This window comes from Paenibacillus xylaniclasticus, assembly GCF_004001065.1.
Taxonomy (GTDB): Bacteria; Bacillota; Bacilli; order Paenibacillales; family Paenibacillaceae; genus Paenibacillus_T; species Paenibacillus_T xylaniclasticus.
In genome coordinates this window covers 144305-166025 of sequence record NZ_BIML01000002.1, presented here as the reverse complement: position 1 = coordinate 166025, position 21721 = coordinate 144305, and the positions used below count along the sequence as shown (strand labels likewise).

General features: G+C 49.8%; 27 protein-coding genes. All 27 read left to right on the top strand.

Annotated elements, in window-relative coordinates; translation table 11 throughout:
- Positions 1-53: 53 nt before the first annotated feature.
- The 27 genes from PXY01_RS02585 to PXY01_RS02455 all read left to right on the top strand — a co-directional run bounded on the left by PXY01_RS02585 (position 54) and on the right by PXY01_RS02455 (position 21719).
- Positions 54-317: a hypothetical protein gene (locus PXY01_RS02585; protein ID WP_127566989.1), complete on the top strand. Its 264-nt coding sequence runs from the start codon at positions 54-56 to the stop codon at positions 315-317.
- Positions 318-434: 117 nt separating this feature from the next.
- A complete protein-coding gene (gene cmk, locus PXY01_RS02580) occupies positions 435-1136 on the top strand; it encodes a (d)CMP kinase (protein WP_127566987.1) in 702 nt (233 codons plus the stop codon).
- 3 nt (positions 1137-1139) lie between these two features.
- Complete coding sequence (locus PXY01_RS02575; protein WP_127566985.1) at positions 1140-1709, top strand: lysophospholipid acyltransferase family protein; 570 nt, start codon at positions 1140-1142, stop codon at positions 1707-1709.
- An 87-nt stretch (positions 1710-1796) separates the two neighbouring features.
- Entirely contained in the window at positions 1797-3011 is a 1215-nt protein-coding gene (gene rpsA, locus PXY01_RS02570; protein ID WP_127566983.1) for a 30S ribosomal protein S1, read from the top strand.
- Between the two features lie 154 nt (positions 3012-3165).
- Entirely contained in the window at positions 3166-3840 is a 675-nt protein-coding gene (locus PXY01_RS02565; RefSeq protein WP_127566981.1) for a hypothetical protein, read from the top strand.
- Between the two features lie 20 nt (positions 3841-3860).
- A complete protein-coding gene (locus PXY01_RS02560; protein ID WP_127567358.1) occupies positions 3861-4757 on the top strand; it encodes a YIEGIA family protein in 897 nt (298 codons plus the stop codon).
- Positions 4758-4943 carry a capping complex subunit for YIEGIA gene (locus PXY01_RS02555; protein WP_127566979.1) on the top strand — a complete coding sequence of 62 codons (186 nt, stop codon included), beginning with the start codon at positions 4758-4760 and terminating at the stop codon, positions 4941-4943. It begins immediately after the preceding gene.
- A gap of 77 nt (positions 4944-5020) precedes the next feature.
- The gene (gene der / locus PXY01_RS02550; protein ID WP_127566977.1) at positions 5021-6343 is read left to right on the top strand and encodes a ribosome biogenesis GTPase Der; all 1323 of its coding nucleotides are present in this window, start codon (positions 5021-5023) and stop codon (positions 6341-6343) included.
- 70 nt (positions 6344-6413) lie between these two features.
- Positions 6414-7016, top strand: coding sequence for a glycerol-3-phosphate 1-O-acyltransferase PlsY (plsY, locus tag PXY01_RS02545; RefSeq protein WP_127566975.1), 603 nt, complete (start codon positions 6414-6416; stop codon positions 7014-7016).
- Positions 7017-7025: 9 nt separating this feature from the next.
- Complete coding sequence (locus tag PXY01_RS02540; protein ID WP_127567356.1) at positions 7026-8084, top strand: NAD(P)H-dependent glycerol-3-phosphate dehydrogenase; 1059 nt, start codon at positions 7026-7028, stop codon at positions 8082-8084.
- A gap of 91 nt (positions 8085-8175) precedes the next feature.
- Positions 8176-8457 (top strand): stage VI sporulation protein F, encoded by a 282-nt coding sequence (locus PXY01_RS02535; protein ID WP_127566973.1) that lies wholly within the window; start codon positions 8176-8178, stop codon positions 8455-8457.
- Between the two features lie 219 nt (positions 8458-8676).
- Positions 8677-8859, top strand: a complete 183-nt coding sequence (locus PXY01_RS02530) for a DUF2768 domain-containing protein (RefSeq protein WP_127566971.1) — start codon at positions 8677-8679, stop codon at positions 8857-8859.
- Positions 8860-8912: 53 nt separating this feature from the next.
- Positions 8913-9209 (top strand): 2Fe-2S iron-sulfur cluster-binding protein, encoded by a 297-nt coding sequence (locus tag PXY01_RS02525; RefSeq protein ID WP_127566969.1) that lies wholly within the window; start codon positions 8913-8915, stop codon positions 9207-9209.
- Between the two features lie 29 nt (positions 9210-9238).
- Positions 9239-9598, top strand: coding sequence for a 2Fe-2S iron-sulfur cluster-binding protein (locus PXY01_RS02520; protein WP_127566967.1), 360 nt, complete (start codon positions 9239-9241; stop codon positions 9596-9598).
- Between the two features lie 18 nt (positions 9599-9616).
- Positions 9617-10378: a YphF family lipoprotein gene (locus PXY01_RS02515; protein ID WP_127566965.1), complete on the top strand. Its 762-nt coding sequence runs from the start codon at positions 9617-9619 to the stop codon at positions 10376-10378.
- Positions 10379-10649: 271 nt separating this feature from the next.
- Complete coding sequence (gene spoIVA / locus PXY01_RS02510; RefSeq protein WP_127566963.1) at positions 10650-12128, top strand: stage IV sporulation protein A; 1479 nt, start codon at positions 10650-10652, stop codon at positions 12126-12128.
- Positions 12129-12356: 228 nt separating this feature from the next.
- Entirely contained in the window at positions 12357-13475 is a 1119-nt protein-coding gene (locus PXY01_RS02505; RefSeq protein ID WP_127566961.1) for a sugar ABC transporter substrate-binding protein, read from the top strand.
- 73 nt (positions 13476-13548) lie between these two features.
- Complete coding sequence (locus PXY01_RS02500) at positions 13549-15054, top strand: sugar ABC transporter ATP-binding protein (protein WP_127566959.1); 1506 nt, start codon at positions 13549-13551, stop codon at positions 15052-15054.
- Entirely contained in the window at positions 15054-16037 is a 984-nt protein-coding gene (locus PXY01_RS02495; RefSeq protein ID WP_127566957.1) for an ABC transporter permease, read from the top strand. The genes PXY01_RS02500 and PXY01_RS02495 overlap by 1 nt, the downstream gene beginning before the upstream one ends.
- 172 nt (positions 16038-16209) lie before the next feature.
- On the top strand, positions 16210-16485 hold the full coding sequence (gene hbs / locus PXY01_RS02490; RefSeq protein WP_127566955.1) for a non-specific DNA-binding protein Hbs: 276 nt from the start codon (positions 16210-16212) through the stop codon (positions 16483-16485).
- Positions 16486-16648: 163 nt separating this feature from the next.
- Positions 16649-16870, top strand: coding sequence for a trp RNA-binding attenuation protein MtrB (gene mtrB / locus PXY01_RS02485; protein WP_127566953.1), 222 nt, complete (start codon positions 16649-16651; stop codon positions 16868-16870).
- A 149-nt stretch (positions 16871-17019) separates the two neighbouring features.
- Positions 17020-17601, top strand: a complete 582-nt coding sequence (locus tag PXY01_RS02480) for a hypothetical protein (RefSeq protein ID WP_127566951.1) — start codon at positions 17020-17022, stop codon at positions 17599-17601.
- Between the two features lie 187 nt (positions 17602-17788).
- Complete coding sequence (locus PXY01_RS02475) at positions 17789-18664, top strand: heptaprenyl diphosphate synthase component 1 (protein WP_127566949.1); 876 nt, start codon at positions 17789-17791, stop codon at positions 18662-18664.
- A gap of 5 nt (positions 18665-18669) precedes the next feature.
- Entirely contained in the window at positions 18670-19392 is a 723-nt protein-coding gene (locus PXY01_RS02470; protein ID WP_373864268.1) for a demethylmenaquinone methyltransferase, read from the top strand.
- Entirely contained in the window at positions 19392-20267 is an 876-nt protein-coding gene (locus PXY01_RS02465) for a UbiA-like polyprenyltransferase (RefSeq protein WP_127566947.1), read from the top strand. The genes PXY01_RS02470 and PXY01_RS02465 overlap by 1 nt, the downstream gene beginning before the upstream one ends.
- Complete coding sequence (locus tag PXY01_RS02460) at positions 20261-20890, top strand: UbiX family flavin prenyltransferase (RefSeq protein WP_127566945.1); 630 nt, start codon at positions 20261-20263, stop codon at positions 20888-20890. Before PXY01_RS02465 ends, PXY01_RS02460 begins: the two co-directional genes overlap by 7 nt.
- Complete coding sequence (locus PXY01_RS02455) at positions 20880-21719, top strand: menaquinone biosynthesis protein (RefSeq protein WP_127566943.1); 840 nt, start codon at positions 20880-20882, stop codon at positions 21717-21719. The genes PXY01_RS02460 and PXY01_RS02455 overlap by 11 nt, the downstream gene beginning before the upstream one ends.
- The last annotated feature ends 2 nt before the right edge of the window (positions 21720-21721 follow it).

Here is a 21721-nt window from a genome sequence, read left to right as displayed (position 1 = left end):
ACACTCGGAAAAGCTACGTCCATCCGCCAAATATAGGGAGAGGATGGACGTATATGGATAACGAATGCAGACAAGGAAGCACAAGGGGGCAGCTGCCGACAAGGAAGGAGCAGATTACTTCATTGCCGGAGAAGGAAAGGTATGACAGGCTATTAGAAATGGTAAGCCGCGTACTGCGAAACATTGTGCTTACGCTGTTCGTATTAGTTATTTTGTCGCAATGGCTGCTCCGATTCGATACGATCCGGCATCACCTGACATATGCCGATAAGCTTGAAGGGAGGCCGCTTCAGCAGGGCAGTCGAGCTTTGCATTGAAGGTTTCGGTGTGGTATAATTTTCACGTTCGCAGGCTGAGCCTGCTTTTTTCTTGACAGGTAAACGAAGAGCAGTGATTCATATCGTTAGGCTGATCTTACGTAGGGGGGTTCGCTGTTGGCATCGCATCTAGACGGCGGTCGGGACCGGATCAACATCGCGATTGACGGACCCGCGGGAGCCGGCAAGAGTACGGTTGCCCGCAAAGTCGCCGAGATCTTGCATTATATTTATATCGACACGGGTGCTATGTACCGCGCGGTAACGTACAGTGCGCTACGCGCCGGCATCTCGCCAGGCGATTCCGAGCAGCTTTCGCAGCATGTGGAAAGCATCAATATTACACTGAACCCTGGACCCAATGGGCAGATTGTTCTACTGAACGGCGTCGACATTACTGGGGATATTCGTTCTCGTGAAGTGACGCTGCATGTATCGCAGGTTGCTGCCGTTGAACAAGTAAGACTGCGGCTTGTCAACATGCAGCGTGCGCTGGCGAAGAACAAAGGCGTTGTGATGGATGGCCGCGATATCGGATCGCATGTACTGCCGGACGCGGAATTGAAGATCTTCCTTACCGCATCCGTCCAAGAACGGGCATTGAGAAGATTCAAGGAGCTGAATGGTCAGGACGGCATAACGCTGTCGCAGCTGGAGAAAGAAATAGCCGAGCGTGACCGGAAGGACCAAGAGCGGGACATTTCGCCGCTTATATGCGCTAATGATGCCATCGTTCTGGACAGCACTTCGATGACGATTGATGAAGTGGCGGACAGCATCGTCAATTTAAGCAGAACCAAATTGGCGGAGGCGAAGTAAACTATGTTATATGTCTTCTGTCGTACTGTGCTTCGTCTTGTGTATCGTTTTTTGTTCCGGTTGGAGGCGGAGGGCGTGCATCATGTTCCAGCGTCGGGACCTGTTATTTTATGTTCGAACCATCTAAGTAACTTCGATCCGCCGACGATTGGCATTCAGCTCGAACGCAAGATTCAGTTTATGGCGAAGAAGGAATTGTTCGATATTCCATTGTTCGGCCGTCTCATTACTGCGCTTGGTGCTTTTCCGGTCAAGCGTGGAGGCGTCAGCAAGGAAGCGATTCGATCCTCGATTGAGCTGTTGTCAGCAGGAGGCATGATGGGCATTTTCCCGGAGGGTACGCGTCACAGCAATGGAGAAGCGGCCAAGAAGGGTGCGGCAATGATCGCTCTGCGCAGCGGAGCCGTTATTATACCTGTTTATATAGACGGGAATTATAAACTTTTTCGTAAAACAGTTGTCCGTTATGGACCGCCGGTCGATCTGTCGGATATTATTGCCGAGCCGTCGACTGACTCATTAGAACGCGTGACGCAGCGGATTATGGAACATATCCGCGCGCTTCGCAAATAAAGTTTTAAACGCTGCAGCGAACCTGTTTCAATGGGGGCGGGCAGGTTTAAATAAATGTTGGGGTATGAATTGAGGAGGTAATTTTCGATGTCAGAAGAAACGAAGATTGAAGAAACAAACCAAGAGGCAATGGACAATTTCGTGTCCTTGAAGAAAGGCGACACGGTTAAGGGAACGATTGTCAAAATCGAAGACAACCAAGCTACGGTTAGCCTTGGATATAAATATGACGGCGTGATTCCGCTTCGCGAGCTGTCGTCTGTACAACTCGACAATGCGTCCACGGCAGTTCAGCTTGGCCAAGAGGTTGAACTGAAAGTTGTCAGCATCGACGACGAGAAAGAAAAGCTTGTTCTTTCCAAGCGTGCAATTGACAGCGAGAAAGCTTGGGACGAACTGCAAAAGAAATTCGACGCTGGCGAAGCGTTCGAGGTCACGATTGCTGATGTTGTGAAAGGCGGCCTTGTCGCTGACGTAGGCGTACGCGGCTTTATTCCTGCGTCGATGGTTGAGCGCCATTTTGTAGAGGATTTCACAGACTACAAAGGACGCACCCTTCGCGTTAAAGTGAAAGAAATCGACCGCGAGAATAACAAAGTTATCCTCTCGGCGAAAGAAGTGCTCGAGGAGGAGTTCGAAGCGAACAAGCAACGCATCATGGCGTCTCTCGAAGTCGGCCAAGAGATCGAAGGTACGGTTCAGCGTCTGACTCCGTTCGGTGCTTTCGTAGATATCGGCGGTATCGACGGACTGGTACACGTATCTGAAATTTCGTGGCAGCACGTTGCGCATCCGAAGGATGCTGTATCCGAAGGTCAATCGGTACGCGTGAAAGTGCTGAAGGTTGATCCTGCTGCAGGTAAAATCAGCCTCAGCATGAAAGCTGCTCAGCCAGGTCCATGGGAAACGGCACAAAACAGCTTCAACACGGGTGACATCGTGACGGGTACGGTTCGCCGTATCGTTGATTTCGGCGCATTCGTCGAAATCGCTCCTGGCGTTGAAGGTCTTGTACACATTTCGCAGATCGCTCATCGTCATATCGCAACGCCGCACGAGGTGCTGAAGGAAGGTCAAGAAGTGAAAGCGAAAATTCTTGATTTCAACCCTGCACAGAAACGTGTATCCTTGAGCATTAAGGAAACGGAAGAAGCTCCAGAGCCGGCTCCACGTGCTGAGCGTGCTGACCGTCCTGCACGCGCTCCGAAAGAAGATCACAGCGCAGCGATTGCTGCTAACAACCAAAGCTTGAGCTTTACGCTCGGCGAGCGTTTCGGCGATAAATTAAGCAAATTCAAATGATAACATACCGGCGACAGTCGGTTGATACTGAACTTTCAAGCCCGGAAGCAGCAGCTGCTGTTTCCGGGCTTGTTTGTATTTTTTACGTCATTATAACGGTTACCTTACTTACCATCGGAGCATAATACAGTCATGTGAGGTGAACGGTTGAATTATGAATGCGGGATATATAGCTGTATGGCTTATAACAATCTTGTTCATTCTGCTCGCAACAGGCTGGAAAGAGCTAGTCGCAGATCAAATAAAACTAAAACGTATCGTTGTGCTAATGATAGGCTGTGCTGTTCTGGGGCCGTTTGCGTTAACGCTGAATCGAGCTTGGCTGCCGCCAGCCGGTGGAATCGTTCATCTGAGTGCATGCTGGCTCATTGTGTGGTCGATTGCAGCGATGACGCTGCAGCGTCCTAACCGAGGGCTGCACAGCTTTTATATGATTGTGGCGGTGCTTCTGTCTTCCTTGATGGGAGGCTGGCTTCGTCTGCTCTATATGAATGATCCTGTCCTCATCATGGGACATATCTTTATGGATGCCGCCATATTGACTGGAGCAGCTGCTGCGTTAAGCGGCCCGATTCAGTCTGCAGCATTATTCGCGGTTGTGACCATTGCATCAGTCATGCAGCCGATATTAATGAGCTGGTTCGCGCCAAGCTTATTTTCACAGCCGATTGAGATCGGTTCATTGGCATGGTGGGACAGCTATATGGTTGCGTTGTTGTCGGCAAGATTGATGGGATTATTAATCCGAGGTATGAAGCTGGCAGCATCAAAATGGCTGTATTCAACTGAAGGCGAAAAAGGAGAGCGGGAAGGAGACGTGCGGCCGTGATCGATTGGCTAACGATCTATATGAAGGAGCATCGATATTTGATCGGCGTCGTAATCGGCGTTCTTTTTGGTTTATTGTCGAGATTGCTCATGCTCCGTACCGATTATAGACAGTATCCGACTTACCCGCATGGACGAATCATTCATATCTCGCTTGGCATTATTGCTGCTGCATTAGGTGCAATCGCGATTCCGTCTTTATATAAGAAGGATTATACAGCGATTACGTTCCTTACGTTAGCTGCACAACAATTTCGAGACGTTCGGAAGATGGAGCGGGATACGTTGACGAATATCGACAGCATGGAGCTTGTATCTCGCGGAGCTACATATATAGAAGGAATTGCAATGGTATTCGAAGGACGAAACTATTTGGTTATTTTTACGTCTATGTTAACCAGCTTGTTCGCCATAGCCGTAAATGGCTGGGTCGGTGCTGCGGTTGGCGTCGTATTACTGGGTGTCGTTCAATTATTAAAATCCGGTAAATCGATCTCGCATATTGCGGACGTGCAGGAGGCACCAGTACGGGTTGAAGGGGCCGATTTATATGTTGGCGATATTTATATCATGAATGTAGGCTTGCAAGAGGATCAGCGGATTATCGCTGTAAGAGGACTTGGACTCATTGTGAGACCATATAATCCGAATGGCAAAGCGACGCTGTCGAATCTAGGTCAGCGTCAGGCGATTTTGTATGATTTATCGACGATACTTGGTGTAATTCGTGACAGCGGTGAGCCAGCCCTAATTCCAATGGCTAAGCTTGATATTCGAGACGGCAGGCTGGCGGTATTTCTACTCCCGCAGGAACGCAACGTAGAGAAGGCAATTGAGGTCACGAAGCGTGTGCCTATTCTGGAATCCGCCGTCCGGATGCCGACTGAAGCGTCTGTTAATAAGGAAGGGGGAGCTTGAATGACACGGATATTAGCAGTCGTATCGGTAAAGCCCCAGCAAGTAGCAGGAGGAGCGCCAATTTTTATTGAGAAGGATGCGAACTCGGTACAGCAGACTGCGTTTTTACTCGAGAAAATATTAGATGCGAATGCGCACGATTTGAAGAACGGGAGTATTATTCTCGTCGATCATCGTTCCTCATAAAAACATGAAATGTTAGCCAAGCCGTTTGTTTTTTGTTATAGTGGTTATCGTGAGTATTTTCGAAGGAGTGGAATGTTATGGCAAGACCCGTTATCGCGATAGTTGGACGGCCGAATGTGGGGAAGTCGACCATCTTTAACCGGGTCATCGGCGACCGGCTGGCCATCGTGGAAGACAAGCCGGGTGTAACCCGCGACCGGATCTATGGTACCGGTGAATGGAATGGCAGAGCTTTCAGTATTGTGGATACAGGCGGTATCGAAATCGACGGAGAAGACGAAATCATGAAGTCGGTTCGAATGCAGGCCGAGCTTGCAATCGAAGAAGCCGACGTTATTATATTCATGGTAGATGCAAAAGCCGGAATGACTCATGCTGACGATGAGGTAGCGCAGATGTTGTTTCGTTCGCGTAAGCCGATCGTTGTAGCGGTTAATAAAGTGGACAACTTTAACCGTATGGATGACATTTATGAATTTTATGGGCTTGGCTTCGGCACGCCGGTTGCGATCTCAGGTGCGCATGGCACTGGCATCGGCGACTTGCTTGATGCTGCAGTAGAGAAGCTGCCGGAGCAGGTGGACGAACAATACGACGAAGATGTTATTCGCGTTGCCTTAATCGGACGGCCGAATGTGGGGAAGTCATCGCTCGTTAATGCGCTGCTAGGAGAAGAGCGTGTTATCGTCAGCGATGTTGCAGGCACTACGCGGGATGCGATCGATACGCCTTTCGAGCGTGACGGACAACGATACGTTCTGATTGATACGGCAGGTATGCGCAAGCGCGGCAAAGTGTATGAGACGACAGAGAAGTACAGTGTTATGCGCTCGCTTAAAGCAATAGAACGCGCGGACGTGGTCCTTATTCTGATCAATGGGGAAGAAGGCATTATTGAGCAGGATAAGCATATTGCCGGCTATGCACATGAGGCGGGCAAAGCGAGTATTTTCGTCGTTAACAAATGGGATGTCGTCGAGAAGGACGAGAAGACGATGCAAGTATTTACCCAAAATATTCGCGACCACTTCTTATTTATGCATTATGCGCCGATTGTCTTTCTGTCGGCGAAGACGAAGCAGCGCCTGCATAAGCTGCTGCCGATCGTAAATCATGTGTCCGAGCAGCATGCACTGCGAATCCAGACGCATGTGCTCAATGACGTTATTGCGGATGCGGTTGCGATTAATCCGCCACCGACGGATAAAGGCAAGCGTCTGCGTATTAACTATGCGACCCAAGTGGCCACGAAGCCGCCGACGATTGTCATTTTCGTTAACGATCCTGAAATTATGCACTTCTCGTATGAGCGATACTTGGAGAACAAAATCCGAGCGGCGTTCAATTTCGAGGGGACACCGGTTCGTTTGTTCACAAGACGTAAATCCGATTCGGACTAATGTCTGTTACGAGCCGGTGCACGTATAACATCGACTAGTCGATTGGCTAGACAAGTAGGGGAGAACAAGCTTGTTAAACGCAGTCATAGCTGTGATTATTAGTTATTTGTTAGGATCCGTTTCATTCAGTATCGTCATTGCCCGTCTAGTTAAGGGGATTGACATCCGTCAGCACGGCAGCGGCAATGCCGGCGCTACGAACACGCTCCGCGTGTTAGGTAAAGGGCCGGGCATTGCGGTATTCGTGCTTGATATCGCCAAAGGAGTGGCGGCCGTGCTGATTGGCCATGCGCTGGACGGTGGACATGAGGCTTGGACGCCTGTTATTTGCGGACTTGCTGCAATTGTCGGTCACAATTGGCCGATCTGGTTTCATTTCAAGGGCGGCAAAGGGATTGCGACAACAGTTGGTGTCCTGGCAACGCTGGCATTCGTGCCTGCACTTATCGCAGGTATTATTGCCATAATCGTCATCGCAATTACACGTTATGTATCAGTTGGTTCGCTTATTTTCGCTGCTATGCTGCCTTGTGGCATTGCAGTGACGAGCGGCGCAGGTCCATTGTTGTGGACGAGCCTACTTATTTGTGTATTTGCTTTTGTACGGCATCGTTCTAATCTTGTGAAGCTTATGCAAGGGAAAGAGAACAAGATTGGTGCGAAGAGAGGATAGATGGAAAGAATGACGAATGAGAACGTAACCGTTCGGCGTAAGGCGGCTGTGCTTGTCGCAGGCAGCTGGGGAACGGCGCTTGCTATGGTATTATGTGATAATGGCTTTGACGTATCCGTATGGACTCGCACGGAGTCGCAAGCCTCTGAGATCAATACTAGACATACGAACAGCAAATATTTGCCGAATTGTACGCTGCCGGAGTCGCTTACAGCGACGACGTCGATGAGTGAGGCGTTGGCTGGTGCGGAGCTCGTGTTATTCTCGTCGCCTTCCTCTGCGATGCGGGATGTTGCACGGCAAGCGGCTGGGCATTTAATGCCGGATGCACTCATCGTGCACGCAACGAAAGGCTTCGAGGCTGACAGCTTGAAACGAATGACGACTGTTCTGTCTGAAGAGCTAGGAAGACCGGAGGATTCGCTTGTTGTTCTGTCTGGTCCAAGTCATGCGGAAGAAGTAGCTAAGCGTCAGCCGACGACGGTCGTCGTCGCCTCCTCCAATCATCAGAAGGCGAAGCAAGCACAGGACGCATTCATTAACACTTACTTCCGGGTTTATACGAATCCTGATTTAATCGGGGTTGAAGTTGGCGGCGCAATTAAAAATATTATCGCCCTCGGTGCAGGTATGTCTGATGGGCTTGGATTTGGCGACAATGCAAAGGCGGCCTTGCTGACACGTGGTCTGGCAGAAATTAGCCGTCTTGGAACCGCAATGGGCGGCAATCCGCTTACATTCGCTGGTCTAGCTGGAGTAGGTGATCTCGTCGTAACGTGCACAAGTACTCACAGTCGGAATTGGCGTGCCGGTCATAAGCTGGCGCAAGGAATTCCACTTGATGAAGTGTTGTCTCAGATGGGAATGGTTGTCGAAGGCGTGCGGACGACAAAGGCAGCTTGCAAGCTGTCAGAGGCATATGGAGTCGAGATGCCTATAGCAGAACAGCTGTACCAAGTTTTGTTCGAAGGCTGTGATCCGTTAACAGCTGTATCCCGGCTCATGGGTCGGGGACGAACGCATGAGAGTGAGCAAATCGCCCGGGACTGGGGCCTACACCAAAGCTGAGCCTTTCTCATATGATGCAAGCAGCGTACGATTTCTTAGAATTTACATTGGAATCGTAAGTTGCTGCGCATAGAGAGGAGGCGGCTGATCGATGAGCAAAGATAAAAATTTGTCCAAGGATGTATTGAATGCCGTCAACAAGAAAACGGGCAAAAGCATTACGGAATCCGAAGTGAAGAAGCTGGCCAGCAGCGTGACGAATGAGACGATGCAGAACGAAGCTGAATTGACAAAATTGATTAAACAGGTTTCTGCCATGGCCAAAGTACCTGTGTCCGACAAGACGATTAACGACATTGTTAAAGCGGTCAAAGCGAGCGGCATGAACATGAGCAATATGGAAGCTATTATGAAAATGATGATCAAAAAATGACGGCGGACAGCCGCCATTTTATCTGGTCATGACCTTCAAGAGAACGGCGCCGTCATTCCCGATGACGGGACGCCGTTTCTTTTTGTCGACTTATTGACGAACTTTATGAACAGTAGGACAAATGTGGATGATTTGGTATAATAAACGACAAGATGATTTTATGATGGAGAAGTACAATCGCAAGTTGTCGATTAGTGCAGCGGAGAGGGAGACGCATTCATGGATCCGATGATGAAGATGTGGGTCTCGTTTGTTGGACTCGGATTAATGGCGTTATCTGCCATATTAGTAACCTTTGCTAGATATAAGACGAAAGGTGCATTGCGAGGTTTATTATCGTTCGTCGCATTTGTGATGCTCTTTTTTGGTTTCATCGTTGGAGCATTTGTCGTGCTTACATAATATGCAATGCTGTTGAAGCATTACGACCAGGACTTGAGGAGGAACGAAGACGAATGCTTGAGCTTACGGGCAGAACGAGATCAGCGCAGGTCGAACCTGTCATAGGCCAATCCTTGCTTGATATGGCTTTAAAGGCAGATGTCGATTGGCAGTTTTCTTGCTCGCGCGGCACTTGCGCACGATGCAGATGCCTGATTGTTGAAGGCGGAGACTTGCTTGGAGAAATAACGGATGAAGAATGGGACCGAATGGAGCCCGAAGAATTCGATGAAGGCTTCCGACTTGGCTGTCAAGCTGTCATACGATCAGCGGAAGGGCGTATCGTGGCAGTGAACAAGCCATATTTTTAATTGACACTTTAGGAAGGCTGGAGCTTGTCATGAACGGCAGCTATGAGGTAACGTTTCTGCCGAGCGGTAAACGAGTAAGAATTAGACGGGGGACGACAGTACTCGATGCCTCTCGAAGAGCTGGGCTTACGATCGCAACGCGTTGCGGAGGTAAATCGGCTTGTCTCATGTGCAAAGTTCGGGATGCAAGTGCCAGTCAAGGAGGCTTGTCCGCCGTTGCTGATAATGAACGATATAAGCTGGGCGGGATGCACGAGCAAGGCTACCGTCTCGCATGCCAGGCCAAAGTGCTCGGGGATGCTCAGATCGAGGTGCCAGAGGATCCGCTTCGCGCTGCGGTTCGCAAGCAGCTGGAGCGGCAGCGTGAGGAAGAAGATTCGTTATGGTAGAAAGGGAGATATCATTCAATGCAACGATGGACGGTTAGGTGTGCAGGCGGCGTATTGATTCGCACGAGTGCGACTGTACTTACGCTGCTTTGTTTGATGGCTGCGCTCAGCGGCTGTTTGTATCCGAAGGACCAGCTTGTACAGAATCAAATGCCAGCCAAAGATGCGATTCTTAATATACAGACGGTCGTAAATCAATATTTTGCCGATACCGGTATGCTGCCGATCGTTACGCCGGATGCAGATACACCGAAGTACGAGAAATATCGGATTGATTTCGCGAAGCTGAAGGGAAAGAATTACATATCGGCCCCGCCGTCTTATGCTTTCGAAGGCGGCGGTCATTATTACTATCTCATCATCAATGAAGAGTCAAGCCGTCAGGTCAAGCTGATGGATATTGCTATATTCCAGAAGGTGAGTGACATTCAGCGGGAGGTTAATGAATACTATAAGCGCGACAGTAAGATGGTTTCGCTGAACGGTGATCAAGTTTATCCGGGTTTCTATCGAATTAACTTCGACCTCCTAGGAATGAAAGAGCCGGAGATCAAATCGGTCTATTCGGGCCGAACGATTTCACCGATGATCGATGAGCGAGGATACGTCTATCTAGACTATGCTTTCGATATGATGCAGGCTGTTCAGAAGAGCGGTATGGAGCCGAAGGAGGATGACGATTTGCGAGAGTTGCTTGCGCAATCATCGGATTTGGTTCCGGTTAAGTCGCCGCTTTACCGATTTGTTAACGGTGAGCCGCAAGCACAGCAAGAGAACTGAAGATAATAGGAATAGAGCTTTGCCTTCTTCGCCGCCGATTGCGCCGAAGCGGGTAAAGTTCTTTTTTTATGGCCTGCAGCATATATCTCATTCTTGGAAGGCCGGGCGCGAAGAAGACAGGAGAAATGTTCGCATTCTCTGTGCATATTTGTCCTCGTCTCGCAATATGATGGTACTAGTCCAAAACGTTGTACGAGTAGAGTCGCTAGCCTGCCCCTCTTGTCCGGTGGAGATGGCGGCGTACCGGAATATCAATTGGGAGGGATATTGAGTGGAAAAAGTGGACATTTTTAAAGACATTGCCGAGCGAACCGGCGGAGACATTTACCTCGGTGTCGTCGGCGCTGTCCGCACCGGCAAATCGACTTTTATTAAGCGGTTCATGGAGACGGTCGTGCTTCCCAATATTACGAATGATGCCGACCGTGTCCGTGCCATCGATGAACTGCCGCAAAGTGCGGCCGGCAAGACGATCATGACGACGGAGCCAAAATTCGTCCCGAATCAAGCTGTTAAGCTGAGAGTGGCGGAAGGACTTGAGGTTAACGTTCGTCTAGTCGATTGTGTCGGCTACGCCGTTCAAGGGGCGAAGGGCTACGAGGACGAGAATGGTCCGCGTATGATTACGACGCCGTGGTTCGAGGAGCCAATACCGTTCCAAGAAGCGGCGGAGATCGGAACGCGTAAAGTCATTCAAGAGCATTCGACGCTAGGCGTCGTCGTAACGACGGATGGCAGCATTGCCGAAATTCCACGCAGCTCTTATATTGAGGCAGAGGAACGTGTCGTAAGCGAGCTGAAGGAAGTCGGTAAGCCATTCGTGCTTATCATTAACTCCACTCGTCCGCGCAGTGAAGAAACGCAGCAGCTGCGCAGCGAGCTGCAAACCAAATATGATATTCCAGTTATGGCTTTAAGTGTGGCTTCGATGGGTGAGGATGAGGTCGTATCGGTACTGCGTGAGGTGCTTTACGAGTTCCCGGTACATGAAGTAAACGTTAATCTGCCGAGCTGGGTCATGGTGCTTAGCGATAACCATTGGTTGCGGGTCAATTACGAAAATTCTGTTCGTGATACGGTGAAGGATATTCGCAGACTACGTGATGTTGACCGAGTGGTCGCTCAATTTATGGATTACGATTTTATCGCGAGAGCCGGACTTAGCGGTATGAATATGGGGCAGGGCGTCGCTGAGATCGATTTGTATGCGCCGGACGAATTATATGATCAAATATTGATGGAAGTCGTCGGCGTTGAAATTAGAGGAAAAGATCATTTGCTCCAGCTTATGCAGGAATTTGCCCACGCGAAGCGGGAGTATGACAGATTCGCTGAAGCGCTTGAGATGGTCAAGACGACAGGCTACGGAATTGCAGCACCATCGCTTGCCGAGATGGCGCTCGACGAGCCGGAGCTTATTCGTCAGGGCTCACGATTCGGTGTTAGGCTGAAAGCGACAGCGCCTTCGATTCATATGATCCGCGTCGACGTCGAGTCGGAATTCGCTCCGATTATCGGAACCGAGAAGCAGAGCGAGGAGCTTGTCCGGTACTTAATGCAGGATTTCGAGAACGATCCGATCAAAATTTGGGAATCCGATATTTTCGGCAGGTCGCTTCATTCTATCGTTCGTGAAGGCATCCAAGGCAAAATTGCGATGATGCCGGACAATGCCCGCTACAAGCTTCAAGAGACGCTGGGTCGAATAATTAATGAGGGATCAGGAGGATTGATTGCCATCATATTGTAGTTCATACTAATAAATACCGCCTCCAGAGGCTGCCAGTCGGCCTCAGAGGCGGTTTTTTGTGTAAAACAGTTGTCAAAGCGCGAGATGGAGCATATAATCATTTTTTGTCCGGGAAATATCTCGATAATGTTCGACATACTGCGACAATTATTTTGTTTATTCCGATTGACATACTAGGATAAGTGCTATAAAATATCCATAAAATCGAATACGAAGGGGACAAGCAGTATGAAAAAAGTGGGAAAATCCGCTTTGTTCGCACTTATTGCAGTTATTTTGCTGATTACGGCGGCTTGCGGCAACAGCGGCAAAGAATCCAGCGCGGAAGAGAGTAATGGCAGCGAATCGACGCAAACCGAGACGGTAGCTCAATCGGAAGGCAGTGCAGACGTTGCTTCGCTTAGAGGCAAAAAAATCGCGCTTGTTATGCAATTTAATACCGGAACGTTCTCTGCTCAATACATAGAGGGCGTTAAAGAACAAGTAGAGAAGTTTGGCGGTAAAGTGCAAGTGTTCGCGGCAGATAACGATTTGGCTAAAATGTCGGCCAATCTGGATGCAGCAATTAACCAAGGCTTCGACGGTATTCTGATCGACCACGGACAAGCATCCGCACTGAAGCAAGGCGTAAACCGTGCACTGGAGCAAAAAATTCCGGTTGTTGCGTTCGACGCAGATCTGAATATTCCTGGCGTGACGGTACTGTCGCAGGACGATCAAATGATGGCAACGAAAACGCTTGAACTGCTGAAAGAGGACGCTGGCGGTAAAGGCAACATCGTTAAAATCTGGGTCGCTGGTTTTGCACCAATGGAACGTCGTAACCAAGCTTACAAGGCGTTCATGGATAGCAACCCTGACATTAAGGAAATTACGACATTCGGTACTGCTAACAATCCAGCGCTCGACGCGCAATCCCAAATGGAAGCCATTCTGAAGCAATATCCGAACAAAGGCGACATTACGGCAGTATGGGCAGCATGGGATGAATTCGCTAAAGGCGCAGCGCGTGCGATTCAACAAGCTGGACGTACGGAAATTAAACTGTACGGTATAGATATGAGTGACGAAGACTTGCAAATGATTCAAGATCCTACAGGTCCGTGGGTTGCATCCGCAGCTGTCGATCCGAAAGATATCGGCCGTGTTCAAGTACGCTACCTGTACCAGAAGCTGCATGGCGACACGACGGATGAGTCGGTCGTGCTTGACGCAGTCGTCGTTAAACGTGACGAACTGCCTACGGAAGCGGTTAACACGACACAGCTTGGCGAATATGTCCAAGGCTGGAGCGGCAGAACGTTAGGGATCACGGATTGGATGACGGAGCTAGAGCAAGCGCAATAACATCGTGCAAGCCGGCCGCTTACGAAAGCGGCCGGTTTTTGACGCAAATGGACCATTGAAGGAAGGTGAGAGCATGAAGCAGCTTACGATGAGCGGGATCGTTAAATCGTTTTCTGGTGTTCCCGCCCTTAAGAGCGTTGACTTTGACTTACGCGGCGGAGAGGTTCATGCGCTTCTTGGCGCGAACGGAGCGGGTAAGAGCACATTGATTAAAATATTGTCCGGTGCATACAGCAGCGACGGTGGAGTGATTGCCATCGACGATAAGCCGGTAGTCATCCGGACGCCGTCCGACGCGAAGGCAAACGGCATCCATTGTGTGTATCAGGAAGTAGACACCGTCATCGTTCCGCATATGACAGTAGCGGAGAATGTGATGCTGGACCGGATTGCCTCTTCCGGCGGATCACCATGGGTACGCTGGAGGCAGATCGAGGAGGAGGCGGCTTCGATTCTTCGACGGCTTGATGCGGACATTCCAGTGCGTAAGCCTGCCGGCTTGCTGTCGCTTGCTGAGAAGCAGTTAGTTGTAATTGCACGTCTGCTTGCGGAGAATGCCAAGTTCGTTATACTCGATGAGCCAACGGCTCCGCTTAGTCTTGAAGAGGCGGAGCGTCTGTTCCGAGTTGTCGATCAGCTTAAGAAGGATGGCATCGGGCTTGTATTCATCTCTCACCGTCTGCCTGAAGTGTTCCGGATCAGCGACCGGATAACAGTAATGAGAGACGGCGAGAAAGTAACCACCTCTGTCGCATCCGATACATCTGCTGATGAGGTGGTCACCTCGATGCTCGGGCGGTCGTTCGAGGAAGAATTTCCGAAGATCGAAGCGCCAATCGGTGAAGTGGTGCTTCGGGTAGACGGTGTCAGCCAAGGACAGCGTGTACGTAACGTCAGTCTTGAGGCAAGGAGCGGTGAGATCGTAGCTATCGTCGGTCTCGTCGGAGCGGGAAAGACAGAGCTGTCTCGCGCACTGTTCGGTGCAGACAGCCGCAGCGGCGGCACAGTAAGAGTAAACGAAGCGGAAGTACCTTCTGGTGATCCGGCCGCGGCGATAGCTGCGGGGTTAGTGCTTGTACCAGAAGAACGCCGTAAGCAGGGCATTCTGGTCGGGGAGACGGTCATGCGCAACTTAAGCCTTCCGTTTCTGCAATCGATTTCTAAGCTGGGCTTTATATCAGGTGCCCAAGAAGCGAAGACGGCTGACTCTCTTATCGCACGACTTGGCGTTAAGACAGCTTCACGTCATGAGCTTACGGCGCACTTAAGCGGCGGTAACCAGCAGAAAGTATCGATCGGGAAGTGGCTTCCGACCAAAGCTGACGTATTTTTGTTCGATGAGCCGACCAAAGGCGTCGATATCGGCGCGAAGAGCGATATTTTTCGGATTATTGGCGAGCTTGCAAAAAGCGGAAAAGCAGTGGTTTATTTAACTTGTGAATTTAGCGAAGCGCTTGGTATTGCTGATCGGATTCTTGTCATGTACGATGGACAGATCGTCAAGTCGTTCAATCGGGGCGAAGCCTCGCAAGAGGAGCTGCTGCTGCATGCCAGCGGCGGAAGAGGAGAGAAGGCGTAATGGAACGTACGATGAATTTTATTTATAAATATGGCGCACTGCTCGTCATTGGATTCGTCATCATCTTTTTCTCAATGTGGGATGAGCATTTTTTTACTTATAGTAATATTAGTGACATTCTTCGATCGATCTCGATTGTAACCTTCATTGCAATTGGTGTTACATTCTCGCTTACAGTTGATGGCTTCGATCTGTCGGTAGGCTCGACCGTGTCGCTGTCGACAGTTGCGGCGGCTACTATTATGGTTTGGTTTGAAATGCCTTTGATCGTTGTGCTCGTCGTCCCGCTGTTGATCGGCGCATTAATCGGTTTACTGAACGCGTTTCTGATCGTTAAAGTTCGTATACCCGATTTGCTTGCTACGTTGGCCGTTATGTATATCATTTCAGGTATCCAGCGCACTTATACGAAAGGGTACTCGATATACGATAATATGCAAATGTCAGACGGTTCAACCGCACCGGGCGTATTTACGGACTCGTTCCTGCAGATTGGGCAAGGCAAATGGCTTGGTATTCCGATTCCAGTCATTTTGATGATTATTGCAGTTATACTCGTACATCTTTTCTTCAAGTACACCCGTTACGGCCGTCAAATGCAAATGACCGGCGGTAATGAGGAAGCTGCTCGACTATCCGGTGTGCGTGTAAAACGTATTCGTACGGTTGCATATATTATGTCAGGGGTATTCGCATCTATTGGCGGTATACTATTCGCAGCACGGACCGGGACCGGCCAGATTGACGCAGGAGCACCGATGATGATGGAAGCTGTCGCGGCCGTCTTCGTTGGCTACTCCGTGTTAGGCGCAGGCCGTCCGAATGTGATCGGGACGTTCTTTGGCTCCGTGCTAATCGGTGTCCTGCTGAACGGTATGACGATGATGCATGTTCCTTATTATACGAACGATATTATCAAGGGCAGCGTGCTCGTTCTGGCGCTTGCCGTTACGTTCATTCATATGGCAAGACGTAAGGCGTAGCGTCGGTTATTTGCAAACTTTTGAAAATCGAACACCTACTTGTAATTAGGAAACGGCTGTATTACTATAAGTTTGTTCGCTTGCAGGTTCGTCTGCAGGTATATTTTTGAAACAATCGGCAAAACAGAAGATAACGAACCGTCTCACGCTGCCATCAGGGGAGGTGAAACCATTGAACAAAACGGAACTGATTGCTAAAGTAGCCGAAATGACGGATCTGTCCAAGAAAGATGCGACTAAAGCAGTCGACGCTGTATTCGACGCAATATCCGATGCGCTTCAATCGGGCGATAAAGTCCAGTTGGTTGGGTTCGGCAATTTCGAAGTGCGCGAACGCCAAGCGCGCAAGGGACGCAACCCGCAAACGGGCGACGAAATCGATATCCCGGCAAGCAAGATGCCTGCCTTTAAACCGGGCAAGTCGCTTAAAGAGCTTTGCTCCAATTAATATCGGCGTATAGTGCCGCGAACGTCCGGATGGTTGACTGTCCGGACGTTTTTCATTAGGAAGGTTTATTCGAGAATAACTGTCGTCTCTTGACAGCAGGAGTCAAGTTCTGATAGAGTCTATGCACGTTATTATAGAGGTTAAAGAAGGGAGGCTCCCGATCGTGGAATCGAATCAAGGCGAATATATCGTCGTGAAGGCTAAAGACCAAGGTGTAGTTGTCATCGGACTGACGAGAGGCACAGATACGAAATTTCATCATACGGAGAAGCTCGACCGCGGCGAAGTGCTTATCGCCCAATTTACCGAACATACATCCGCGATCAAAATTCGCGGCAAGGCAACAATTATAACGAAATACGGAACGGTTGAAACGGATACATAAGCGTCTTAACGATTGCAGCAGGCCCCGCCTGCTTTTTTTGTTGCCTGCCTGTAATGGAATGACATTCGCCTTTGCTTCGTACAATAAGAGGAAGGTGAACTAGCGCCAAAGGCATATGGATTGCAGGCTTAATGAAAGCGGGGGCGAATATGCGATTCACACAATCGTTCTTGACCGTATCCGTATTAACGGCTGCACTGACGGTCATCCTCTTCATCATACATCCTCACCATACTGAGCCGGTTATGCGCAATATAACAGGTGAGATAACCAATCATACGAAACGGTTGAACAATTCCAATCTGGTGGACTGGCTGGTCGGGCTTTCTCTTGAGACGAGGCTGATGCGCGTCGATTGGCACTCACCGACATTATCGCTCGATATGGTTATTTCATCGGATACGCCGCTTGACGCTGAGAATGTACAATCGTTTCTGCGTGATGCAGAACAAATATGGCGGATGTGCTTTCTACGTACTGATAACGTCGATCGAGTGCTTATCCGCTTCGGTGAATCACCCAATGCGAAGCCGTACTCCGGTTTGTTCGCACGATCAGATAGAGCACCTGTATTTCGGTTGCTGCTTGCGGCAGACGTGCGGCGATCGGACCGCTGGATTGAAGCCGGAGAGTCAGCTTGGAGTGGCATTGAGTACGCGGATACCGATCCAATATGGCGCCAAAGACTCCGCTTGTCCTTTACGCCGTTGTGGGAATCCAAACGCAATTAGAAGTATAGGGCCAGTAAGTCACTGTTTGATTAGGATACAATTGGATAATGACAGGAATAGGTTGCGTGGGCCTCTGTAGCAATATCGTGAACAACAAGCACATGCGTAGGCGATCTTCGCTGATTGTGCTATAATAGTTTAGATAATTGGACAGCAAGCATTGCTGCCTGTTCGGAGGCTTTCTAAGATGATACATGACCGAATTGCACTCATAATAAGCAAATATACCGAGCATGACATGATTTCGAGGCATACCGGACTGCCTGCGTTTCCTGAATTGCGGATTCGATTGCTTGACGCTTGCTTGGATGACAGCGGTCATCCGGACTCGATTCGAGATCTGTATGCTTCTGTCGTTGCGCTTATTCAGATCGGACTCGATACACATGATCAAATTGATACCGATCCTAGTCCGCCCTCCGAACGCCAGATGCGTTCGCGTCAGCTGAACGTACTCGGCGGGGACTATTTCAGCAGCCGTTTTTACCATTTGCTTGCTCAGGCAGGCGAGATTGAGATGATCCGCCAGCTTAGCGAAGCGGTATGCGAGGCGAACCGGCTGAAGATGGATTTGTACAGCCGGATGCAGGCGCACCGTCTTACTGCTGAAGAATATATTGCATACCGAGCCTCGATTAAGGCCGAGCTGTTTCGTGGGTTCGCTGTATATATGGTTGAACCGATCGCTGAGATTTGGGAAGGTTTGCTGGAAAGTCTAGCGACGTGTGAGACTATTGCTGAAGAGTCTAGACGCTGCTTAAGCGAAGAGACGATTCGCTGCAGCTGGGCCTACTGGCATATCCAACAATCAGGAACTGAAGAGGATCGCCGGCTGCTCGATGAGCATACGGGCGTTAACGGCAGCAGTCCATCTGCTGCTTCTATTTTGGAGAAATACAGCATTCATCAGCAGCTCACTGATATGTTGGAGCGGCACATCGGACAATTGGCAGCGTTGTTCAAGCAGCTTAAAGGCATGAAGCGGGCGGATGAGCTGAACGGGATTGCGGCAGCTCTGCTGCAAGCAACATCCGAACCTGCCCTGCATAGCGAGATGAGGTGATAGAATTGAATAATGTTCAACAATCCAAAGAGACGAAGGTTCATTCCGTATTCCAGAAGATTGCTCCTGTCTACGATGTGATGAATACGGTAATTAGCTTTGGCAGACACAAGTCGTGGCGCCGAGCAACAATGAAGAAAATGAATGTTCAGCCGGGCGATACCGCGATTGACTTATGCTGCGGCACTTGCGACTGGACGATAGCTATTGCCAGAGCCAGCGAAACTGGCCGCGTCGTCGGACTCGATTTCAGTCCAAATATGCTGGATGTCGGCAGAGAGAAGGTAATGAAGGCCGCTCTGGATCGGCAGATCGATCTTGTACAAGGTAATGCGATGAATCTTCCGTTTCCCGATAACACGTTCGATTTTGCTACGATCGGCTTCGGTCTGCGTAATGTTCCGGATTATACACGTGTACTGCAGGAAATGCAGCGTGTTGTAAAGCCTGGCGGACAAGTCGTCTGCTTAGAAATGTCCAAGCCGACATGGCAGCCGTTCAAATCGATTTTTTATTTCTACTTCGAGCGTGTGCTTCCGTTAGTGGGGAGGATTGCTGCGAAGAGCTATGAACAGTACAAGTGGCTTCCGGAATCACTCAAAGCGTTTCCGGGCCGAGACGAACTCGCTCAGATGTACAGAGATATCGGCTTGCAGAACGTACAGGCGATCCCCTTTGCGGGCGGCGTTGCTGCTCTGCACATCGGCACGAAGGGGAAGACGGAGTAATGATACGCAAAGCTCGTATTTTTCTAGAAATGATTAAATTTGAACACTCGATATTCGCGCTTCCATTCGCATTTATGGGGGCAATCTTAGGCGGGATTGTCGAGAACAACGAGCTGCCCACCTGGGCGCAAATCGGTTGGATCGTCTTGGCGATGGTCGGTGCGCGTAGTGCGGCCATGGGGCTTAACCGGCTGATTGACCGTTCGATCGATGCCTTGAATCCAAGAACTGAGAAGCGTGCAATTCCTGCCGGCTTGTTAAAAGTCGGTGAGGTAGTGCTGTTTATTGCGATTTCCTTCGCATTGCTTATCTTTGCTTCTACGCAGTTGAATCCTCTCTGTGTAAAGCTGATGCCTATCGCAGTATTTATGCTCGTTATTTATTCCTATACGAAACGTTTCACGTGGCTGTGTCATGTCGTACTCGGTTTAACTATCGGGTTAGGTCCGCTTGGCGCTTGGGTAGCAGTGACGGGGAAATTCGATCCGGCCGCTTGGGTTCTGTATGCTGCCGTTGCCTTGTGGCTTGCTGGCTTTGATACGGTCTATGCGACTCAGGATTTCGAATTTGACCGGAATAACAACGTCCATTCTATCCCGGCTCGATTCGGACTTAGCGGTGCGCTGTGGATTGCGCGCGGTTTCCATGTCCTTACCGCGGTCAGCTTCATTATGCTGTTTGCGATGACGGATTTGAGCTGGGCTTATCTGGCTGGTACGATCATTGCAATTGCAATTTTGTTCTATCAGCATTGGCTCGTGCGTCCGAATGATTTAAGCCGTGTTTTGTTTGCCTTCTTCCCAATGAACGGCACGCTTAGCGTTGTACTATTCGCGTTTACGCTGATCGATGTATTGGTGATCCACCAATGGTAACGGAAAGTAATAGACGGCCCCGTTGGGTAGTCGGCATAACGGGCGCCAGCGGCTCTTGTTATGGCATTCGGCTTATCGAGGTGCTGCTTGAAGCAGGAATCGATGTTCACGTTGTCGTAACCGACGCCGGCTGGCGAGTGTTGAAAGAAGAGCTGGGCTGGGAAACAACCCGCCGGCAGGCCGCAATTGAGGAGCGGTTTGGCGGCATTGCGAATGGCACTCGTGTGACGTATCATCCGAATGCGGATATTGGAGCTTCGATCGCAAGCGGGTCTTTCCGAGCAGATGGCATGATTATTATGCCATGCTCAATGGGGACGCTTGCATCGTTGGCGCATGGCATCTCGGATGATCTAATGACAAGAGCTGCGGATGTTATGCTGAAGGAAGGACGTAAGCTGATTGTTGTTCCGCGCGAGACGCCGCTTCATGCTATACATTTAGAAAATATGCTCGCCCTGGCTAGATTGGGCGTGAAGCTTGTTCCGGCAATGCCGGCTTTTTATTATGGACCGCAGACGATCGACGACCTCGTCGATTTCTTGGTTGGCAAAGTACTGGACATCATGCCGTTAGACCACAGCCTATTCAAGAGATGGGGAGGTGAATCGTATGCCGACTGACAACACGATTGCCATCGGACGTATTGATTATGCGAATGCATGGCCGTTATTTCACTACGTAGATCAAGAGAAATTGTCGACATACGGCGTAGAGATCGTTGCGCGCAAGCCTGCCGAGTTAAATCGGGCGCTATTGACCGGCGAACTGGCGATGTCCACTATTTCTTCGTTTGCTTATGCGCGGAATTTCGAGCAATATGTGCTGCTTCCCGATCTGTCGACGCCAAGCACTGAAGGAGCGGTTTATTCGATCTTATTATTTCTGAAGAAACCGCTGGATCAAGTCCGCAATGGTGTTATTGCACTAACGAATACTTCTGCAACATCTGTCAATTTGCTTAAAGTACTTATGTCTGTCTATCTGGAAGGGAATCCTTCCTATATCACGATGGAACCGGATCTTGATGCAATGATGGAGCAAGCGGACGCCGCACTATTAATTGGCGACACAGCCATTCAAGAATCTTGGCGAGACACTGGATTGCAGGTCATTGATTTAGGCGAAATGTGGCACAGGTTTACTGGTTTCGGGATGACTTATGGAGTCGTGGCTGTTCGGAAGGAAGCAGCGCAGCGCAATCGTGAGGCGATTGCATTCGTTCATCGGGCAATGGTGGACAGTAGAAACAGAAGTCTTGCCGATTTGGAGCCGCTAGTCGTACAGGCTTGCCGGACGATTGGCGGAAAGTCCGCGTACTGGTACCGCTATTTTCAAACCTTGCAATACGATTTCGGGCCTCGCAGGCAGCAGGGGCTTCAGCTATACTTTCGATATGCTGCTAAGCTTGGGCTGCTGGAGCATGAGCCTGAGCTCGCTTTTTTCGAATAGTT